The organism is Pseudomonas sp., from assembly GCF_048265905.1.
In the GTDB taxonomy this organism is placed as follows: Bacteria; Pseudomonadota; Gammaproteobacteria; order Pseudomonadales; family Pseudomonadaceae; genus Aquipseudomonas.
Genome location: NZ_JBLXAP010000002.1, coordinates 216610 through 232231 on the forward strand (window position 1 = coordinate 216610; position 15622 = coordinate 232231).

18 protein-coding genes are annotated in these 15622 nt (G+C 53.0%); 1 reads left to right on the plus strand and 17 read right to left on the minus strand.

Features of this window, described 5'->3' with window-relative positions; genetic code table 11:
- The 16 genes from tssG to ACN0UH_RS04240 all read right to left on the minus strand — a co-directional run bounded on the left by tssG (position 1) and on the right by ACN0UH_RS04240 (position 13797).
- A complete protein-coding gene (gene tssG / locus ACN0UH_RS04165) occupies positions 1-1008 on the minus strand; it encodes a type VI secretion system baseplate subunit TssG (RefSeq protein ID WP_417660874.1) in 1008 nt (335 codons plus the stop codon).
- Positions 972-2765, minus strand: a complete 1794-nt coding sequence (tssF, locus tag ACN0UH_RS04170; RefSeq protein WP_417660875.1) for a type VI secretion system baseplate subunit TssF — start codon at positions 2763-2765, stop codon at positions 972-974. Before tssF ends, tssG begins: the two co-directional genes overlap by 37 nt.
- A 106-nt stretch (positions 2766-2871) precedes the next feature.
- Positions 2872-3372: a hypothetical protein gene (locus ACN0UH_RS04175; protein ID WP_417660876.1), complete on the minus strand. Its 501-nt coding sequence runs from the start codon at positions 3370-3372 to the stop codon at positions 2872-2874.
- A complete protein-coding gene (locus ACN0UH_RS04180; RefSeq protein WP_417660877.1) occupies positions 3363-3671 on the minus strand; it encodes a hypothetical protein in 309 nt (102 codons plus the stop codon). The genes ACN0UH_RS04175 and ACN0UH_RS04180 overlap by 10 nt, the downstream gene beginning before the upstream one ends.
- 50 nt (positions 3672-3721) lie before the next feature.
- Positions 3722-4075, minus strand: coding sequence for a hypothetical protein (locus tag ACN0UH_RS04185; RefSeq protein WP_417660878.1), 354 nt, complete (start codon positions 4073-4075; stop codon positions 3722-3724).
- 3 nt (positions 4076-4078) lie between these two features.
- A complete protein-coding gene (locus ACN0UH_RS04190; protein ID WP_417660879.1) occupies positions 4079-4840 on the minus strand; it encodes a hypothetical protein in 762 nt (253 codons plus the stop codon).
- Positions 4815-5192 (minus strand): hypothetical protein, encoded by a 378-nt coding sequence (locus ACN0UH_RS04195; RefSeq protein ID WP_417660880.1) that lies wholly within the window; start codon positions 5190-5192, stop codon positions 4815-4817. Before ACN0UH_RS04195 ends, ACN0UH_RS04190 begins: the two co-directional genes overlap by 26 nt.
- Positions 5189-5872: a DUF6695 family protein gene (locus ACN0UH_RS04200; RefSeq protein WP_417660881.1), complete on the minus strand. Its 684-nt coding sequence runs from the start codon at positions 5870-5872 to the stop codon at positions 5189-5191. The genes ACN0UH_RS04195 and ACN0UH_RS04200 overlap by 4 nt, the downstream gene beginning before the upstream one ends.
- 1 nt (position 5873) lies before the next feature.
- Positions 5874-6395, minus strand: coding sequence for a PAAR domain-containing protein (locus ACN0UH_RS04205; protein WP_417660882.1), 522 nt, complete (start codon positions 6393-6395; stop codon positions 5874-5876).
- Positions 6385-6810 (minus strand): type VI secretion system baseplate subunit TssE, encoded by a 426-nt coding sequence (tssE, locus tag ACN0UH_RS04210; protein WP_417660883.1) that lies wholly within the window; start codon positions 6808-6810, stop codon positions 6385-6387. The genes ACN0UH_RS04205 and tssE overlap by 11 nt, the downstream gene beginning before the upstream one ends.
- Before the next feature lie 6 nt (positions 6811-6816).
- Positions 6817-8292, minus strand: coding sequence for a type VI secretion system contractile sheath large subunit (gene tssC, locus ACN0UH_RS04215; protein WP_417660884.1), 1476 nt, complete (start codon positions 8290-8292; stop codon positions 6817-6819).
- 25 nt (positions 8293-8317) lie between these two features.
- The gene (gene tssB, locus ACN0UH_RS04220; protein WP_417660885.1) at positions 8318-8824 is read right to left on the minus strand and encodes a type VI secretion system contractile sheath small subunit; all 507 of its coding nucleotides are present in this window, start codon (positions 8822-8824) and stop codon (positions 8318-8320) included.
- Positions 8825-8857: 33 nt separating this feature from the next.
- Positions 8858-10423, minus strand: a complete 1566-nt coding sequence (gene tssA, locus ACN0UH_RS04225) for a type VI secretion system protein TssA (protein ID WP_417660886.1) — start codon at positions 10421-10423, stop codon at positions 8858-8860.
- Positions 10424-10860: 437 nt separating this feature from the next.
- Complete coding sequence (locus tag ACN0UH_RS04230) at positions 10861-11781, minus strand: D-hexose-6-phosphate mutarotase (protein WP_417660887.1); 921 nt, start codon at positions 11779-11781, stop codon at positions 10861-10863.
- Between the two features lie 101 nt (positions 11782-11882).
- Entirely contained in the window at positions 11883-13259 is a 1377-nt protein-coding gene (locus ACN0UH_RS04235; protein WP_417660888.1) for a TRAP transporter large permease, read from the minus strand.
- Positions 13252-13797, minus strand: a complete 546-nt coding sequence (locus ACN0UH_RS04240) for a TRAP transporter small permease subunit (RefSeq protein WP_417660889.1) — start codon at positions 13795-13797, stop codon at positions 13252-13254. Before ACN0UH_RS04240 ends, ACN0UH_RS04235 begins: the two co-directional genes overlap by 8 nt.
- Positions 13798-13990: 193 nt before the next feature.
- Here ACN0UH_RS04240 and ACN0UH_RS04245 point away from each other — a divergent pair, with 193 nt between their 5' ends.
- The gene (locus tag ACN0UH_RS04245; RefSeq protein ID WP_417660890.1) at positions 13991-15115 is read left to right on the plus strand and encodes a TRAP transporter substrate-binding protein; all 1125 of its coding nucleotides are present in this window, start codon (positions 13991-13993) and stop codon (positions 15113-15115) included.
- A 97-nt stretch (positions 15116-15212) separates the two neighbouring features.
- Here the strand turns inward: ACN0UH_RS04245 and ACN0UH_RS04250 are convergent, their stop codons facing one another.
- A complete protein-coding gene (locus ACN0UH_RS04250) occupies positions 15213-15614 on the minus strand; it encodes an acyl-CoA thioesterase (RefSeq protein WP_087518792.1) in 402 nt (133 codons plus the stop codon).
- Positions 15615-15622: the final 8 nt, after the last annotated feature.

The window sequence follows — 15622 nt, forward strand, 5'->3', positions numbered from 1 at the left end:
TTAATGAGCTCTTTTGCCAAGCGTGACGATGCCATCGGCGTTGTCGCAGCCGAGCCAACTGGTCCAGCCAAGTCGGCAGAGATTGTCATTGCCAATACGCAGTTCTTTGATCTGGTCTTTGCGCAGTTGCAGGCGAATGTCGTAATCCATGGGGTCACGCAAGGTGAAACGCACCAGTGCGCAAAGCGGGTTGTAGCCGCTGCCAACGGGTAGGAATTGTTGGAACATGTCCCACTTCAGTTCGCGGATGTGTACGCGGAACTTGCCGCCGCGATCGCGCACCCAACCGCCCAGCACCAGGCTTTCACCGAGCATGCTGTTGGCGGTACCGAGCTGGTTGCGTTGCTCGGCGAGAATCTCGACGCGACGCTCAATGAACTGCTCGATGTACACATCGGAATGCTTGAAGTAGTAACGCAGCACTGACTCAATCAACGCCGCCGAATGCGCGCGTAAGCTGAGCAGGCCGAGGTATGGGAGCAAGCGCTTCCAGTTGAGTTCTGAGGTCGCTCGAATTTCTTCACCGCGCAGACCAATCAACGAAAACAGTTGTTGTGAGAATGGGTCCAGCGCCCCGGTCTTGAAGCGCGAGTGGTATCGGTATTTCTGCCAAACCGGCAGCAACAAGCGTTGTAAACGATTGTTGAACAGGTCGAGAAAATCTCGGGTTGGATTGCCGTCTTCACTGTCGCCAAGCGCTTGTTCACCATAAAAGGCAGGCAGCGGCGAACCCGAGCCGATCAAGCTGACCAGATTGATGCGCATACGGGCTCGCAACTCACCGTTTTCTTCGATGAATTCGACGCGCTCGATGTCGCTTCCGGGGAAACCAAGACTAGGATTTGCCTGCAGCTCAAGGTGCAGGTGCAAAGACTCCTCATCCAGTTCGGGATGCGCTTGTTGTAATCGTTTAAGCACCAACTGCACACCCTGAAACAGGCTGTACTCGCGGATGCCCCGGCTAAGCCGGCTTATAGCAGGGGCTGTTGCCCCATGCGTGGCGTCCATGTGTAGACCTCTCCCTGAGTACTGTTCACGCGCAGCTCGTGGTAAGAATTCAAGCTGGCATAAAGGGCGAAAAATTCATTAAGTACCGATGCGAACAAAAACAGATCACCCTCACCGATGTAGCCGTCTGGGTCGATGGTCATCTCGGTCCGCACGCCGCGTATCGGCAGCCCGCGTTCCAGGCGGTCGACATGGGTGTGGCGAATGCTCTTCAAACCATCGAGTAGGCGTTTGCTGACCTTTTCAGCGTGCTGGTCGTAGTAGCGCGGCAAGTCGTAGGTTTCGAGAATGACTTTCAGCGCTTCAACATTCGCCAGTGACAGGTAATTGAGCGACATGTTGGAAATCAGCTTCCACAGGAAGTCGCGATTCAATGGCGGTGCATAGCTTGGGGTGACGGCGCTGATGTTGCGAAAATGCAGGAAACCTGGGGTTTTTTCGCTGGGCACACAAATATCGCCGAGGGCCAATTTGCTCGGCAGGTTCTGATTGGTACAGGTCAGATCGATCGACAAGGTCTCGTGCTCGGCTTGATCGCGCAGGCCAAAACTGAGCCAGGTATCGGTGCCTTCTCTGAGCAAGGATGTTTCCTGGCGCACGCTGTAATGCGGGCGGGCGGTGCCGACATCAAAACTAGCGTCGTGCTCGAATGACTCAAAAGGTACGTACTCTTCATACCCTTGGCCGCCGGGCTTCCAGCCGGTCACACGGTCAACCGAGAACACCCCGCAGTGCTTGGCGCTGAGTTCAGCTGGCAGCAGCAGATAGCGATCCTGCTTGCCATCGAGACGAATCGGAGTGGCGTCGTGCTCGAACAAGTTGACCACGGGGGTGCAATACAGCCGCACGTTATCCAGTGTCGGGCGGATTCGCTGCTCGCCTGCCTTATTAATATCAAAGCGCAACTCGATGCCACGGGCTTGTTCCACGACCTCCTGCGGAACCTGCTTCAAGCCATCCAAGCCGAACACATCGACAAACATGAACTTCTCTTGGAAGGCGAAATACTCTTGCAGGTAGCGGTAGCCACGGAAGGTATTGAGCGGATAGGGAATCAGTGCCTGATCTTCGGCAAAACCAACCGGCTTAACCTGATTGGCGCTTAGGGTCAGGCTCGGTACCGCGACTTCCCTAGCATCGCGCAGAATGGGTTTGCCATTCTCGTCGAGCAACACCACTTGGATGCTGCCCAAGTGATGCAACAGACCGAGGTACAGCATCTGACTGATGTAACGCTCGCCAGCGAGGTGTAGACGAAGCTTGGTCAGGTTAAGGTCAGCGATATTTCCGTCGGCGCTCATCTGCATTTTCAGGCTGAGCACCGCGCCCATTCCTTTGACCGAGTACTGCAGAGCGTTCATCGCCAGCGGCAATACATCGGTGTCATAGGCGGTGCGGAATTGACAGGTCACACCCTCAATTGGCTTGGCTTCAACCGGCGTATCACGCGGCACAAACTGAGCGGCACCCGGACGTTTTAGCGGCTCAAACTGAAGCATGCTGAAGCCCGGCAACGGGCGCATATAGTTAGGCCACAGCAAGTACATCAGCGAGTGGGTCAGCTCTGGCAATTCATCATCAAGTTTTTGCCGCAAGCGCCCCGTGAGAAAGGCAAAGCCTTCCAGCAAACGCTCGACATCCGGGTCACGACCGCTCTGCCCAAGAAACGGCGCCAACGCCGGATTGCGCTCGGCAAATCGCTTGCCCAGTTGGCGCAGGGCGGTGAGTTCGCTCTGGTAGTAGTGGTTAAAAGACACGGATCAATCCTTGATTGGGTAGTTAATGTTTAAAAGCAAATTCGGTAGTGACCATTGCGGCTTTAAATCATGGCAGTAGTTAAAATCGTAAAGGTCAATGTCATAGTTATTCTTCATTGCGCAGATACTCTTGCCACTCTTGCGTAGCACCAACTGTGCTCAAGTAGTTATTGCGCTCTGCGGGTGTGCAGTTATCCCAGTACGGTAGCCATACCCAGTTCCACCAATATTCAAGCTCGCCTTGTTTACTCATTACCGCTTCAATCGGCTGCAAGTTGGAAAATGCATGCCATGGAGGTGCGGGTATTTCAAATAGCTCATCAATCACGCTAATTATTCGTGTTGAATTCGTGGTGAGTTCAACAAGTATTTCACTAAATACTTGTTGATACGAAAGACTTAAGGTTTCACTATTTTTGGTTGTTACCGTAGTGCGGTCATAAGGTAGATCAATATTAAACTTTTCAGAAATAATGGTTCGCAACAGCAACAGTTGTTCAAGGGTTGTAAAGATCACGATGTAATATGCACACAGATTTTGCTCGCCCAAGTAAACTTTCTTTGGATAGGCGTTAAAATTCTCTGTGCCGTTGACAATCAATTGCATTCGGGTAATGTCCAGCCTTCATAGCCGCTATTAGTCGGATAGATAACATTGCCGTTGATCCACTTAGCGCTTTCAGTTCCTGCGAATTCGCTTTGGGTAAGCAGCCACTCGGAGCTTTTCAACAGTGTTCCGTCCTTGCGGTATACACGGAAGAACGATTCACTACTAAATAGTCCAACCGTAATCCCTGTTACACCCAGTGCACGATAGTTTGGAATATAAGAGTTAATGTAGCAGGCACCTGAATCGCTCCAGATTTTAGAGTAATTTTCGGTATTTTTGCTTATGTCAGTTTTCACGAATAGCCACAACCCAGTTGCGGAAATAATTATGAGGGCACATAAATAAATCACTTTGCTGCACCATTAGTTGCACTGCACCATGTCGAAATGTCTCGTTGGTCGAATGAAGGGCAGTTATTGGCTTTTGATATATGTTTATAAGGTGCTGCTGGCTCATAGGTGAAGTAATAGTAATTTTCACCGTCTTCGCCATACAGCCAGTAAGATGAAGACCCTTGATTTATTTTATAGGGTGAAAATGAAAAAATAGATGATTCTTTAGGGATGAAGTTAATCCGGTCCATGAGTAGCATTAGACTCTTGGAGAATAAACGCGTCGCCAGCGCCAGTGCGATTATCAGCAGGCAAGCGATTGATAGTGTCGCGACTAATATGCGTTGGCAGAGTCTGTTTAGAGCCATACTTTAATTCCTCCGTGAAAACTGAGTATATGGACACAGCGTTTTGTCACTAATTTTCCATGTGTGGATGGTGTTGCCTTTGAGGTGGTAGTCAGACTGTTTAAGCAGTTGAAGTAGCTTGGGTTTATTGAACGATAGGGCTCTTCCGTTCGCCTCGATATCCAACTGATAAGTTTCTGGAAAACTATTTTCTATGTCGTCGCTAAATGAAATATATGAAAGTACTTCGGTACTTTCGCTTGGCTTCAGGTGTTTCTCCAGTACAAATGGATCCTTTGCGTTCGAATACTCGTGAGCGATTACGCTCACGGGATAACTGCAAATGTTTTCAAGGTTGGCAATAAATACAGTTTTGGGTTGCGCGGTACAGCCGCCTAAAATTGATAAGCAAATGAGCACGCTGAAGCCTAGCGACTTGAGCACACCGCTTGGGTCAGCAAAAAACGCTGCACGAAGCGGATGTTGCGGTAGTAGATAAATCAGCACCGTGATTGCTTGAGCACTGATGAGCGCAACTGTTCTCAGCAACTTATTTATCAAGGCAATCAGCCAGTTGGATAAGACAAAACTGCACCAGATTGAATAAGACGCCATCCCAATACCGACGCTTCTTGTAAGTGGGGCTGTGAACACGGCTGTGTTCACTTTAAAACCAATAGCGGTGGCTAACGGAAAAAGCAGGCAGGCAACTGCGTGACATACGATTGCCACGATCTGCCGACGCAAATCTGTTGTCGCTTTAATCCATGTCAATTGAAGTACCATCCTTGTTCTCCAATTGAAGCTGCGTTTCATTTCTCAAAAAGACAACACTTCCGCCGTCGTAAGCCCAAAAGTCACTGTTCTTCAGTGGCTGACCTTGGTGTGAAACCCAACCTTCGGTCCATATGTCACCGCTCTCATAACGTATTTCCACGAAATACCGAGGCGGCTCGGCGCTGGTTATTTCAAAGAAAGTGCCGCCATCGACTCCACCGCTCCAATGGGCATTCGGGTGATCGCGTAGAGGAGCAGGCGGTGCCGCCACGGGTTCCAGATTCAGAAAAGCCGCAACCAGCAAGACACCAATTAGAATTAGCGCCGTTGTAGCGAGAATGAGCCACTTGACTGCTTTCAATCAGATATCTCCAACGTTTCGGTGGCGTAGTCGTAGTCCAGATCGATTTCGCTAAGCTGGAACTGCTCCATGTAGAGGCTGGGCACGATTACCCGAGTACGAAAAGGGCTGTCTAGACCAATGTGGTCGACCAGTTCGGCGACGAAAGTCATGCAGTTGTGATTACCAAGGTCGTACTCCTCACGCGTAGCGTCGGCGTTTTCCACTTCTTTGGCTTCCAACCACGTGAGGGCCTTATCAAACACTTGGCCCCTGAGTACTACCCCAGAAATACGTCCGTGTTGTCCGTGCGCACTGGAGATGGCGCGTAGGGTTTTCTTTAGAGAGGACTCTACGATCATTCCTCCTGTGAGGCTCACGTCTGGAATACGACCTCGGCGCGTGCGTCCAGCCGGTCCTGGTCCGGGATAGCGACCATATTCGTAGTACTTCGAGAGGCCTGTTTTGCCATTGATTACCAGTACACCGGCATGTCCAAGATAGGGGGCTTTTTGTGCAGGTATTTTGAATTTTTTGCCGAAAAACGTTCCTTCATAACCATCGATATGGATCTCGTAATCAGGGAAGACAATCGGGATTACGAAGTCTTGTTCACCGCTCAAGTAAATCTGTACCGGTGATTGGTCCAAGGCGGGAGTGGTAGTAACTGTACCTGCAGGAATTGGCAGAGCTTGTGTCATGTCATTCTCCTCGCAGCAACCAACCTGGTTTTACGGACAGAGCGATGGTTTGTGGTACATCCTTCTTGCCTAAGGGGCGAGTTAAGCCATTGGCGTCAGTCGTGCCGTGTTCTTCGCTGCCGTCCTCTAGGGTTGCGGTGTAAGCTATGCTTTTCATCGGTGCACCGCTTGCTTGGTCAAGCAATTGAACACGGGTATCGAACCCTGTCATGAGCACTGGCGCAGGCGCAATAAACTCAGCCGGTGTATGCGAATTACCAATCACCACCGTCCCTGAGCCAGTAACAATCGGGTTATTGTTATGGCTGGCTGTTGAGCCGAGTACCGCTGCGGGTTTGCCGTTGATCAGTACGTTGGCGATTACCGCGCTGCTGATCACGCTGTCGCACGCGGTTTTGTCACCGAGACGGGCAGCTCCCAGCCCATCAAAAAGCACATCTGAAGAACCCTCTACGATTGGGTTTTTGTTATGACCTGAACAGGCGGTCATATCGCTGATTCGCGCGGCGGGTTTACCAGACACGGGGCTCTCCTGCGTTAACGGTGACTTGGCCGCTGCCGTCCAGGCTGGCAGCGAAACTTACCCGGCGTTTAATGCCGGCGACTTCAAGCAGGCCTTCAATCGCGAAGGCCAGGTTCAGTGGGTTATGGTCGCGCGGCATCGACACAACCTTGACCTCACGTAAACGAGGTTCGTACGCCTCGATAAAGCGTTCGATAGCGATACGCGCTTGTTGCAACGAGTCGTGCAGTGACAAGCGCATATCGTTGAGATCGGGCAACCCGTAGTCGGCGAGCGTTTGCACGCTGCCGGCCCGGGTGCTGAGCATTTTTGCCAAATGGGCAGCCACCGACGCCATGGCACTTGCCTCACGCGTCCAGCTGGAGCGTCGGTCAAGTTCACCACCTATGCGTTCAAATAGACTGCCGTATGACATGGATGCTTATTCCTTATCCAACTTGCCAACCAGCGACAGGGTGAAATCTGCACCCATGTACTTGAAGTGCGGACGCACATTCAGGCTGACGCGGTACCAGCCAGGCTCGCCTTCAACATCGCTAACCACAACCTGAGCGGCGCGCAGCGGACGACGGCCACGGATTTCAGCGTTCGGGTTTTCCTGGTCGGCGACGAACTGACGGATCCACTTGTTCAGTTCCAGCTCAAGGTCGGTGCGCTCTTTCCACGAACCGATCTGCTCGCGCTGCAGCACTTTCAAGTAGTGCGCCAAGCGGTTGACGATGAACAGGTACGGCAGCTGAGTGCCCAACTTGTAGTTGAGTTCTGCGTTTTTACCTTCTGCGCTGTTACCGAAGAACTTCGGCTTCTGCGTTGAGTTGGCCGAGAAAAACGCGGCGTTGTCGCTGCCTTTACGCATGGTAAGGGCGATAAAGCCTTCTTCAGCCAGCTCGTATTCGCGACGGTCGGACACCAACACTTCGGTTGGAATCTTGGTTTCGATTTCGCCCATGCTTTCAAAGTGGTGCAATGGCAAATCTTCAACAGCGCCGCCGCTTTGCGGGCCGATGATGTTCGGGCACCAGCGGAACTTGGCAAAGCTGTCGGTCAGCTTGCTGGCGAAGGTGTAAGCGGTGTTGCCCCACAGATAATGCTCGTGGCTGTTGGCGACGTTTTCTTTGTAAACGAAGCTTTTCACCGGGTTTTCTTCCGGGTCATACGGGTTGCGCAGCAGGAAACGCGGCACAGTCAGGCCAACATAACGCGCATCTTCTTGCTCGCGGAAGCTCTGCCATTTGGCAAATTGCGGGCCTTCGAAGTGGTCCTTGAGGTCTTTCAGATCAGGCAAGCCAGTGAAGGCTTCCAGGCCGAAGAATTTAGGACCGGCAGCCGCGATGAACGGCGCGTGCGACATCGAGGCAACGCTTGCCACGTACTGCATGGTCTTGATGTCTGGCGAGCTTGGGTTGAAGAAGTAGTTAGCAATAATCGCCGCGACTGGCTGGCCACCGAACTGACCGTATTCAGCGGTGTAGACGTGCTTGTACAGGCCCGACTGAACGATTTCTGGGCTGTCTTCAAAATCTTCCAGCAAGTCTTGCTTGGAAGCGTTGATCAGCTCCAGTTTGGTGTTCTCGCGGAAGTCGGTGCGATCAACCAACAGCTTCAGGCCGCGCCATGAAGATTCCAGCGCCTGGAAGCTCTGGTTATGCAGAATCTCATCCATCTGGCTGCTGAGCTTGGCGTCGATTTCCGCGATCATGCGATCGACCATGGCCTTTTTAACCGGCTCATTTTGGTTTTGCGGTTTGAGTAACTCTTCAATGAACGCCGACACGCCACGTTTGGCGATGTCATAGGCTTCGTCGTCTGGAGTCAGCCGGGTTTCAGCGATGATTTGGTCCAGAAGACCGACTTCGGTAGCTTGGCCGCCGGTGTCTTTTGCTGCGCTAGTGCTCATCTAATAGCTTCCTTGTTAATTGCGATCAGGATTCAAGCTTGCCTTGGGCAGCGAGTCCGAGTTCACCGAGTACGCGGTCACGAGAGTCATCGTCAGCCAACACGCTTTCGATGGCTTTGCGGAACGCTGGAGCGTTGCCCAGTGGGCCCTTGAGGGCGACCAAGGCGTCACGCAGTTCCATCAGCTTCTTCAATTCTGGAACTTGCTCAACCACGTTGGCTGGGTTGAAGTCCTTCATTGAGTTGATGTTCAGCTTTACGCTAAGTTCTTCGTCGGCACTGTCTTCCTGCAGACGATTCGGCACGGTGAAGCTCAGGCTCAACTCTTGCTTCTCGAGCACTTCGTCGAAGGTGTTTTTGTCGATGCTGACCGGTTTGCGATCTTCGATCTTGCGGTCGTCATGACGCTGAGTGAAATCACCCAACACCATCAACTTCAGCGGCAGTTCAATTTCTTCTTGAGCGTCGCCAGTGGCGGGCTTGAAAGTGACGTTAATCCGTTCCTTAGGTGCAACTGAGCCTTCTTTGGCCATGGGAGTTCTCCTGTTCGGTTATGGCCCGGGGGCCTAGTCCAGCACCACTTCGAGATCGATGTGGCACAACCTGCGGTAGATCTCATCCTTGTATTCGCGCACAGAGTGGTTCTGCGGTAACAGCTCACAGCAGTTATGCAGCATGTGCAGGACTTCGAGGGCGAGATCGGGTTCCCAGGCAGCGATGCCTGAGGTTTGAATCATCTGGTCAAGGGTGTCGAGTTGGGTCTTGGCCAGCTCATACTTTTTGGCGGTGAAGCAGAGCCTTGCGAGCGTCAGCTGCCAGAAAAAAGACTCACGTCCGCCGCGAGCTGATTGCATGGCTTTTTTGATCTGCTGAACGGCAGGCTTCAAACCTTCTTTGCGCAATACGGGTAACGCTTCTTGCAAGGCTTCATCCCACGCCCGCTGGCTATCACCGCTGCTGCTCACTGGCGCGCTAGCTGGTTGCTGTGGCGTTACGTGGGGCAGTACGTGAGAGCTCAGCCAGGCTCGGGTTTGTTCGTCGGCAAACGGTGTGGCGTCGTGAAACTGCAGTTCTTCAAGGCCACTCATACGTTGCATGAATAACGCCAACTGGATTTCGATCTCGAGAGCTGCAGCTTCGGCATTCAGACCTTGCAGACATTGCCAAGCGAGGTGCTGGCCATCGAGCCAGAAGGGCGCTCTGGCAATACTGGTCTCGAGGTCAACCAAGAGGTCGGCGTATTGGCCTTGTTGATAGCGTTCCTGATAGCTTTTTAACTTATCCACAGGCAGGCCGCGCAAACCTGTAACCTTCTCGGCGTTGCGTTCCGGCAAGCTGTCGATGGGTAGCCACAGCAGGGTTCTGGACAGCCGCAAAGCGCGCACGTCACTGACTTTTTGCTTGAGCCAGTAAGCACAAAGAGGCCGCGACTGGTCTTGCAGGCTACGCAACTGCTTGTGCGCATCCTTTTCGCTATCAACCGATGCGGCGGAGGTCAGTAAGTTGCTTGCGGTTTGTTTGACCTGGGCAAGTGCGCCTGCAACCCCTTTGTTCGAATCCTGTTTGCTTTGGCTTGCGCGCTTGGTCTGCTCTTCAAGACGTCTGCACAGCGGCAGCAGTAAGGGCGCGTCAGCCCCGAGCTGTTCGGACAGGCAGCCTTCAAGCTCGCGCAGTTTTGCCGCGAGATCACCAAACAGGTCGAGTCGCTCGCCAACCGGGACGTGCTCTGCAAGAACTTGTTCCAGACGCGGGGTTAACCAGCTGATTGCGGCGGCGCGAGTGCGTGCTTTTTGCGGGTAAAGCTTGCCCCAATGCTGGGTGCAAAGCGCGTGCAAAAGCACAATTCCAGCGTGCAGACCGGCGAAGGACTCACGCTGGTAAAGCGCCCAGATCAACCAAGCTGTCACGCGGATATCTTTGGAGTGGCTGGTGAGAATTACTTCACTGGATTCGAGTACTTTTTGCCAGTCAATCGAGCCCACTTCGTGCAAAGCATTTGCTTTGCGAAGTTCGCTTTCGAGATGTTCGTATTCTGTCGAATAGCGAATATCGCTGCCAGCAAAGTTGTCGGCTGATATGGGGTTGTTTGCAAGCGAGAAGTAGCGTGCAGACAAAGGACTCGAATAGGTCATTCCCTGACTCGGTATAATATAGCGAACAAAAAATGCAGCTTAGTTCACATGTGTGAATGTAAGCTTACATAGAGAGTGCGCAACTTTTTGCGCACTTTATATGCGCAATAAGTTGCGCAAATGTCTCTAAGGCCCGCATCCTATCGGCCTTGCCTTCGTTAGGCAATATACCATCGTGTGGTTTAATTGGTACTAAAGTTCTGAACTTTGTACTGCCTTTGTTGTATCACCGCGCTATCAGGCACTTATAGCTGCATAAGATCAAGAGGTTATCCACTTTATGGATGTTTAATTCTGTGAAACAGTCCTAATACTAAAGTAGGGGTGTGTCACAAATAGGATTTGGTATTAGCGGATCAAATAACGTGTCTGTTGGTATCCACAGATAAACAAAACCAGCTTTTTGCTACTGCAAGTATGTTAATAGATTAGTTGCTTCATACGAGCGTTTGATTGGTGGTTAGTTTTTCAGCCCAAATATCGATGTACAACTCATGTTCGGCTGCAGGCGCTAGCGTTACCGCGTCATCAAGAACGTTGGCGTGCTCGATGCAAAGCATCTGTTGCCAGGCCGCGCTGTCGAATTGCGATAAGCGCTGAGCTTTGGCTACCCAAGGGTTCCAGACCACGGCGGACTGTGAGCCACCGCTGAGCAGGTTGATTGTGCGCTGCCAAATGGGGTCGATAATCTGGATGTCAGCCGGTGGTTTCAGGTAGATACGATCGGTCTCACCGCTGAAGTGCAATGCTTCGAGTTGTGTGCGCCGTTGCCAGTCCTCCAGAGTCTCGATGTAGTCGCAACCTTGAAGGCCTTCGACGGTTACCTGCCTGATGTCACTCACGGCGAAATAACTGTGTAGCGCCTGGCTGAAGACCAGAGGCTGCTGGCCAAGGTTGCGGCACGTCAGACTGATGCTCAGGCGTTCGCCAAGACGCACGCTCAGGGTTAGTTCAGCGGCATGCGGCCAATGTTCAAGCGGCTGCTCAAGGCTGTTGTAGCTAAAGCTGATGCACACAGCCTGCTCTTGCTGCTCAACACCGACCAATGACCAATCAATGCTGCGCACAAGGCCGTGCGCAGGAGCCTGTTTTGGCTGCCGGTACATGGCTTGAACGGTTTGCGGGTTGCGTAGCAAGTCACCGAACCACGGCCAGCACAGAGGCACGCCACCGCGCGCGCTAGTGCCGGGCTCATGCTCGGCTTGTTGACTGAGCCAGATGATCGGCGGTTCATCATCATGGCTATAGCTGAGGATTTGTGCACCTTGCTCAGCTATCAGCAGTTTGCTGTTGTTGAAGCTCAAGCGCCAACAGTCCAGTGAGCCGAGTTTGATGCGTTCTACGCTTGCCATGGTCATTAGATTTCCTGCAGTAAATGTTGAGAGTGGGGCGCGCCTAGGCAGCCCAAAATGCAAAACGCCCGTAACAAGTACGGGCGTTTTGACCAAGCGGTGCCGCGTTAGTTGCCGTAAACCTGTTCCGGCAGCCAAGTGATCAGCCCCGGGAAGATATACGCAATGACCAGCAAGATAATCTGAATCAAAATGAACGGCAGCACACCTTTGTAGATGGTGCTGGTTGCAACCGATGCCGGTGTCACCCCGCGCAGGTAAAACAGCGCAAAACCGAACGGCGGCGTGAGGAACGAGGTTTGCAGGTTGAGTGCAATCATTACCCCCAGCCAAATCGGGTCCAGACCCATTGCCAGCAATACCGGGCCAACAATCGGCACCACCACGAAGGTGATCTCGATAAAGTCGAGAATGAAGCCGAGGAAGAAGATCACCACCATGACCAGGAAGAACGCGCCGAGCACACCGCCTGGTAGTTGAGCGAAAACTTCCTCAATCAGGATTTCACCACCAAAGCCACGGAATACAAGGGAGAACAGTGAGGCGCCAATCAGAATCATAAACACCATGGCACTGATTTCAGTGGTGCCGTAAGCGACCTCCTTCAACTGCTTGAAATTGAGTTTGCGCTTTAGCGTTGCCAGTATCATTGCGCCCAATGCACCCAGCGCCGCAGCTTCTGTCGGTGTGGCGTAACCGGCGAGAATTGAACCCAGTACCGCAGCAATCAAGATCAGCGGTGGAATCAGGGCGTTTGCCAGCTTGCCCCACTCAATTGGGCCAAGCTCTTCTTGTGGCAGCGCAGGCAGCTTCTTCGGTTGGAAAATCGCTACACCGATGATGTAGAGAATATACAGGCCTACCAGCAACATGCCTGGCAGGAATGCACCGACGAACAAGTCACCGACCGAAACTGTCTTGGGCGAAAAGATACCCATCTTCAACTGCGCCTGTTGGTAGGCGCTGGACATCACATCCCCGAGCAGAACTAGGACGATCGAAGGTGGAATGATTTGTCCCAGAGTGCCGGTTGCGGCCAATGTGCCGGTCGCAATTGCGGGGTCGTAGCCACGCCGCAGCATGGTTGGCAGTGCAAGCAGGCCCATTGTGACTACGGTCGCGCCGACGATCCCGGTGCTGGCAGCAAGCAAGGCACCGACCACACAGACTGAAATGGCCAAGCCGCCACGCAGGGTGCCGAACAGCCTGGACATGGATTCGAGCAAGTCTTCGGCAACGCGGGATTTCTCCAGCATCACCCCCATAAACACGAACAGCGGCACCGCCAGCATCGTCTGGTTGTTCATGATGCCGAACAAACGGTTGGGCAATGCACTGAGGTAGGTGGCATCGAAGGTGCCGGTGACGATACCGATACCTGCGAACAGCAATGACACGCCACCAAGAGTGAAGGCGACCGGATAACCGGCCATCAAGGCGATACAGATACAGATAAACAGCAGAATCGGCATTAATTCAACCATGCTTCACCTCCGGCTCGGGCAGACGACCGGCGAGCATGTAAACAGCTTTGATGATGTCGGAGATTCCTTGCAGGACCAGGCCTGCAACCAGAATCAGGATGATGCTTTTTTGTAGGTAGACGAAATGCAGACCGCCAGATTCGCTTGAAGCCTCTTTAGTGGCCCAGGAGTTGGCGACATAGTCCCAGCTACTCCAGCCCAGAAACAGGCAAAGCGGCAACAGAAACAGCAGCGTGCCGAGAATATCCACCAGGGCTTGGCGTTTGCCGCTGAATTTCTGGTAAAAGATATCCACGCGTACATGTGCGTTGCGTTGCAATGCCCAGGCTGCTGCGCCCATAAATACCAGGGCGTGTGCGTACAACACCGCTTCTTGCAAACCTGTGGCGCCGATCCCGAAGCCGTAGCGCAGGACGACTACAATGGCGGTTCCGAGTACCAGAAATGCGGTTAACCAGGCACAGGCCTGACCAAAGCGTTTGTTCAGCGCATCGATAATGCGCGCAAGATGGAGCAAAAGGGGAGGCTTGTCGGACATGGTGAGTCCTTATCGTTATGGGTGAGAAAGCGGGCAGGCCGGTGATTCTAGGCAGCTCGTGGTCATGCAGCAATGGCACTACAACTTTAGTCGTATCTACTAGGCTTGAGAGTCACTTCGCCCTATGTTACTCAGGCGCGGTCTGCTGACAGTGATCCTGTGATAAGACCAATACAACAAGAAGGAGCATTGCATGAAACGTCGTCAAATTCTCGCAGCAGCTGGTGTAGGCCTTGCCGCCACTGCCTTGGCGGGTTGTAACAAAGAAGCTGATTGCAGCAAAGAAGTCGCTGCAGGCAGCGCTGCCAAGCCCCAAGAAGGCGGCGGTGGAGAAACCTTCCATTGGAAAATGGTCACTTCCTGGCCGAAAAATTTCCCGGGTGTGGGTGTTGGCGCAGAAAACTTCGCCAAACTGGTTAATGAAATGAGTAAAGGCCGCTTGACCGTTAAAGTCTATGCCGCCGGTGAATTGGTTCCTGCTCTCGAAGTATTCGACGCGGTTTCGCGCGGGACTGCCGAAATGGGCCACGGCGCCCCTTACTACTGGAAAGGCAAAGTGCCTGCCGCGCAGTTCTTCTGCGCCTTGCCATTTGGCCCTAACGCTCAGGAAATGAACGCCTGGCTACACAAGGGCGGTGGTCTGGAGTTGTGGGAGGAGGTCTACAAGCCATTCGGCGTTCTACCGATGGCCTGTGGCGCAACTGGGGTTCAGACCGCAGGCTGGTTCAACAAGGAAATCAACTCGGTTGATGACTTCAAGGGCCTGAAAATGCGTACGCCGGGTCTGGGCGGCGAAGTGCTGACCAAGATGGGCGGCACTGTGGTCAATATGCCGGCCGGTGAAATTTTCACTGCACTGCAAACCGGTGCGATCGATGCTACCGAGTGGATTGGTCCATACAACGACCAGGCGCTGGGTCTGCACAAGGCAGCCAAGTATTACTACACGCCGGGTTGGCAGGAGCCGAACGTCACCTTCGAACTCGACGTCAACATCAAGGCATGGGAAATGCTGCCTGCCGACTTGCAAGCTATCGTTCGTGCAGCCGCGCGTGACATCAACGGCGACATGCTGGACGACTACAACGCCCGTAACATGGAGGCCATGGAGCAACTGAAGAAAGAGGGTGTCGAAGTGCGCCGCCTGCCTGACGATGTGTTGGCCAAGCTCAAAGGTATTTCGGCTGAAGTGGTTGATGCCACTGCAGCAGCTGACCCGGCCGCGACTAAGGTTTGGGCGCAGCAGAAGGCATACCTCGAGCGTCTTTATGCCTATGCCGAGGAAAACGAGAAGGATATCTACAACATTCGCGGCTAATACCGAGGCTGTCTGTAGCGCAAATAAAAACACCGGCAACTGAGCCGGTGTTTTTTTGTGTGCGATTTGTCGCGCTAAGGCCTTAGTCCCCTCAGGCTTAGCGCCGTGGCGGTACAGGGCGGGTTCGTCCGCTGCCATCAATTGCGACAAAGACGAACACGGCTTCAGTGACCTTACGCCATTCACTGGAGAGCGGGTCGTCGCTCCAGACTTCGACCAGCATCTGGATCGAGCTGCGGCCGATTTCAAGTTCTTGAGTGTAGAAGGATAACTGCGCGCCAACTGCAACCGGGACCATAAAGGCCATTCGGTCAACTGCGACCGTGGCTACGCGTCCGCCAGCGACTTTGCTCGCCATTGCAGTGCCTGCCAGGTCCATTTGGGATACCAGCCAGCCGCCGTAAATGTCACCAAAGCCATTGGTTTCACGGGGCAATGCAGTGATTTGCAGCGCTAAATCACCTTGCGGGATTGGGTCATCCTGTTCGAAGTCATTCATAGACGTAA

What these genes read in the sequence shown, in the direction of transcription:
- ACN0UH_RS04250 (WP_087518792.1), bottom strand. Translation starts at nt 15,614, where the DNA reads ATGAATGACTTCGAACAGGATGACCCAATCCCGCAAGGTGATTTAGCG.
- tssE (WP_417660883.1), bottom strand. Translation starts at nt 6,810, where the DNA reads ATGTCATACGGCAGTCTATTTGAACGCATAGGTGGTGAACTTGACCGA.
- ACN0UH_RS04200 (WP_417660881.1), bottom strand. Translation starts at nt 5,872, where the DNA reads ATGACACAAGCTCTGCCAATTCCTGCAGGTACAGTTACTACCACTCCC.
- ACN0UH_RS04230 (WP_417660887.1), bottom strand. Translation starts at nt 11,781, where the DNA reads ATGACCATGGCAAGCGTAGAACGCATCAAACTCGGCTCACTGGACTGT.
- tssG (WP_417660874.1), bottom strand. Translation starts at nt 1,008, where the DNA reads ATGGACGCCACGCATGGGGCAACAGCCCCTGCTATAAGCCGGCTTAGC.
- ACN0UH_RS04245 (WP_417660890.1), top strand. Translation starts at nt 13,991, where the DNA reads ATGAAACGTCGTCAAATTCTCGCAGCAGCTGGTGTAGGCCTTGCCGCC.
- ACN0UH_RS04190 (WP_417660879.1), bottom strand. Translation starts at nt 4,840, where the DNA reads ATGGTACTTCAATTGACATGGATTAAAGCGACAACAGATTTGCGTCGG.
- ACN0UH_RS04185 (WP_417660878.1), bottom strand. Translation starts at nt 4,075, where the DNA reads ATGGCTCTAAACAGACTCTGCCAACGCATATTAGTCGCGACACTATCA.
- tssB (WP_417660885.1), bottom strand. Translation starts at nt 8,824, where the DNA reads ATGGCCAAAGAAGGCTCAGTTGCACCTAAGGAACGGATTAACGTCACT.
- ACN0UH_RS04240 (WP_417660889.1), bottom strand. Translation starts at nt 13,797, where the DNA reads ATGTCCGACAAGCCTCCCCTTTTGCTCCATCTTGCGCGCATTATCGAT.
- ACN0UH_RS04235 (WP_417660888.1), bottom strand. Translation starts at nt 13,259, where the DNA reads ATGGTTGAATTAATGCCGATTCTGCTGTTTATCTGTATCTGTATCGCC.
- tssA (WP_417660886.1), bottom strand. Translation starts at nt 10,423, where the DNA reads ATGACCTATTCGAGTCCTTTGTCTGCACGCTACTTCTCGCTTGCAAAC.
- tssC (WP_417660884.1), bottom strand. Translation starts at nt 8,292, where the DNA reads ATGAGCACTAGCGCAGCAAAAGACACCGGCGGCCAAGCTACCGAAGTC.
- ACN0UH_RS04175 (WP_417660876.1), bottom strand. Translation starts at nt 3,372, where the DNA reads ATGCAATTGATTGTCAACGGCACAGAGAATTTTAACGCCTATCCAAAG.